Here is a 506-nt window from a genome sequence, read left to right as displayed (position 1 = left end):
AGCTGACCCGCGAAGCCGCCACCCGGGGACAGCTGTGGCGGGTGCGCAAAGGGCTCTACACAGCGGTGGCCGGGGCACGGCCAGTCGGCTCGACGGCGCTGCTGGAGGATGTCGTCGTGCCGGTGCCGTCCCTGACGGCCACCGTCAATGAGCTCACCGGACTCTTCGCCAGGCACGGATACGACGACGCCGTCATCTTCGGCCATGCCAAGGACGGCAACCTGCACTTCATGATCAACCCGATGCTGGCGGAGGCAAAGGAGCTCGCCCGGTACGAGGCGTTCACGGACGATCTGGTCGACCTGATCCTTCGACAGGACGGTTCGCTGAAGGCGGAGCACGGTACCGGCCGCATCATGGCGCCCTTCGTCCGCCGGCAGTTCGGCGACGGCTTGTACGACGTCATGCGGGAGATCAAGCGTCTGTTCGACCCGGAGGGTCTGCTCAACCCGGGAGTGCTCCTCGACGACGACCCGCAGGCGCATGTGAAGAACCTGAAGGTGGTG

1 protein-coding gene is annotated in these 506 nt (G+C 66.2%); it reads left to right on the top strand.

Translation table 11 applies throughout. The features are described 5' to 3' along the window. On the top strand, positions 1-506 hold a 506-nt coding region (locus ELR45_RS38145), incomplete at both ends, for an FAD-binding oxidoreductase (RefSeq protein ID WP_240759811.1).

The sequence above is a fragment of the Phytoactinopolyspora endophytica genome (assembly GCF_004138495.1).
Classification (GTDB): domain Bacteria; phylum Actinomycetota; class Actinomycetes; order Jiangellales; family Jiangellaceae; genus Phytoactinopolyspora; species Phytoactinopolyspora endophytica.
Note: the sequence above shows the minus strand (reverse complement) of the source record. Positions and strands in the feature narration are given on the sequence as shown.